Here is a 2,418-nt window from a genome sequence, read left to right as displayed (position 1 = left end):
ATCTACCGATTCATCGACTCCGAAGTCGGGACGATAAAATCGGGACGGGCGTAAATCACCTTTGTTTCTATCAAACACGCCCGGAAATAATTTTCCGGATTATTGTAGAGACGTTACATGTAACGTCTCTACAAGTCGGTTCAAACCGACTAAATGCGCTCAAACCAGTTTGTTTTAACGGACTTTCGCTAAAAGCCCTGGGAATTTATTCCCTGGCGGGTTGGATACTTGGCGCAAAGAAACCGGGTTTCTATCACAGAAATCTACGCAGAAACCCGGTTTCTTTATAGAAACCGGGTTTCTATCACAGAGTTTCTATTTTTAGCTGCTGTTTATTATATCTCTGCAATAACTCTTGTGGGGTGGGCATTGGAGCCCGCCTTTGAGAGTAGTTTCTAAAGAAGTCTATTGGTTACCAATCAACCCTTCAGTTTCAGTAGTTACTGGGGCAATGACTTGCTTGAGAGAAATATTTATGCTGCGGGCTGGTTGCTGTTGTAATGGCTGCTTTGCCTCGCCCTAGCAGGCATTGTCAAGCTGCCAAAGATCCTCAAATTTAGACAATAAATAATTTTAATATGTAGCCTATAATACTAATATTTGTTAGGATAAAAATGGAAGGGTTTTTGTTTTACTTGAAGCTATTTTGGCTGCCATACCAATTGTCGATTTTGTAATATCATCAGATCCAGTGTTGACGGCGATTAAAATCGCTGTAGCACATCCTCCCCATATCTATAGCCAGGGGCATTCATGCGCGTTTTCTGTGAGGGAGTACTCGTATGATTAGTATGATGAGGCAGTTCTCGTATGATCGATCGCAGCGCATTGTTGAGCTTGCTGGTTTGTCCGGCGTGCAGAGCTCCTCTGGAGTCATTTACCCACTGTAGCCATTGCAAAGCTGATTACTCCGAATCCGATGGCACCCCAGTCCTGATTCCGACGACCGCTTCCCGGAAGCTGTCGTTCGATTTCCCCCAAAGTCGTTCGACTAACGGAGAGCAATTCACTGACTGCTTCTCATATCCACCTCGTTGTGGTGCAGCAGGTTCAGATAAACCGTATCACCTTGACTTGGCCCATCTCGACATTTTTGATCGACTACCCTCAGGAGCGTCGATTCTAGAAATCGGTTGTGGCGGAGGTCAGATGAGGTCATTCCTCGAATCTAAACAGTTTCGATACTTAGGGATCGACATTTCCAAGACTCGGGTCGATCAGCGCCTCCAACTCCATGGCGGCCCAGATCTGCTTTGCGACTGTCATTTCCTCCCTTTTAATCAGCACACCTTCGATATAGTGTATTCGGCTGGCGTAACGGAACATTTGGCATGTCCTTATCTCGTTGTCCAAGAGGTAGCAAGGGTTCTGAAACCCGGAGGCTACTACTTAGGCAACGTGTCTTTTCTTGAACCATGGCACGACGACAGTTTCTTCCACATGTCCCCATTGGGGGTCTTCGAGCTACTGACCCAGGCCGATTTTGAGATTATCCATATCTGGCCGGGTAAAGGATACAGCGGTTTTCGGGCAATTCTTAATATGGGCAACAAAGCGACTCGACCACTTACCTTTCTGGGAGACTTGATGTACTTCATTTACAACTCCGGCAACCGCCTCCGGAATCTGGTGAAACGACGAATTCATCACAACTCTCAGCGCGGCATCCTGGACGCGGCGCGGGTCGCAGGTGCCACTGACTGGATCGCCAGGCGACGATTAGACGGATCTTGTTTTGCGCCATCCACTGAATCCATTCCAGGTCATGCCTAAATCCATTTGGCGCGGCGAATTTAACGACGGCGACACTATCTTTGTCGATCTAGAAAACTAACGCCTGTCCTTCAAGCGCTTAATCTCTGATATCAAGTAGGCCAGCATCGGGCTTGTATAGTCAGCCCCTCGCCCTCGATCGTAGAGGAGGTTGGGGGTAAAGGTGCAAGTCCGATGTCACCGTACTTGATATGAGTTGTTCACCACTCCCAGGAGGTTTATTTATTGTTGGCGCTGCTAGCAACGATCTCTCGTAAAACCCTCTCCCACAATCAACTTAATCTGGAGTCTGCGATCTGCAATCAATAAAGTTTGGTAACGCAAGGCCACGGGTGTCTTGACAGTTGTCCCCAATGGCGCTATTGTCTCTGTTTAAGGTTGCTCTAGTTCAACGACAGCAACCCTTGTCCACCCAAAAATCTAGTATCGCTGCCCAATGCCGCAGGAACGGCAATGGACAGCTTGACCCCCAAACTGTCGTGTCAGCTTGGAGGCTAATTGAGAATTTTAACATTTCTCTGTAGCCACCCTGCTTTGCGCTGCCTGCGGGGTGGCTAGATTTTTTGGTTTTCCATCCAAAAAAAGGAGAATATCTCATGGCAGAAGAGTTTTTGTCCGACTCTACCGGATCTGTGCGTCCAAATT

General features: G+C 47.5%; 3 protein-coding genes. 2 read left to right on the top strand and 1 reads right to left on the bottom strand.

From position 1 onward, the window contains the following. Together ACE1CM_RS09455 and ACE1CM_RS09450 are read left to right on the top strand one after the other, a co-directional pair. A partial coding sequence (locus ACE1CM_RS09455) for a hypothetical protein (protein ID WP_374877161.1) occupies nucleotides 1-290 on the top strand: 290 nt, incomplete at its 5' end. 520 nt (nucleotides 291-810) lie between these two features. Then, the gene (locus ACE1CM_RS09450; RefSeq protein WP_374877160.1) at nucleotides 811-1,773 is read left to right on the top strand and encodes a methyltransferase domain-containing protein; all 963 of its coding nucleotides are present in this window, start codon (nucleotides 811-813) and stop codon (nucleotides 1,771-1,773) included. A 388-nt stretch (nucleotides 1,774-2,161) separates the two neighbouring features. Here the strand turns inward: ACE1CM_RS09450 and ACE1CM_RS09445 are convergent. After that, a partial coding sequence (locus ACE1CM_RS09445; protein ID WP_374877159.1) for a hypothetical protein occupies nucleotides 2,162-2,418 on the bottom strand: 257 nt, incomplete at its 5' end.

This window comes from Microseira sp. BLCC-F43 (assembly GCF_041929235.1).
In the GTDB taxonomy this organism is placed as follows: Bacteria; Cyanobacteriota; Cyanobacteriia; order Cyanobacteriales; family Aerosakkonemataceae; genus Microseira.
This window is presented reverse-complemented; position numbering and strand designations above follow the sequence as displayed.

Excerpts from the sequence above, each read along its gene's own strand:
- ACE1CM_RS09450 (WP_374877160.1), top strand. The coding sequence starts at position 811 with ATGATCGATCGCAGCGCATTGTTGAGCTTGCTGGTTTGTCCGGCGTGC.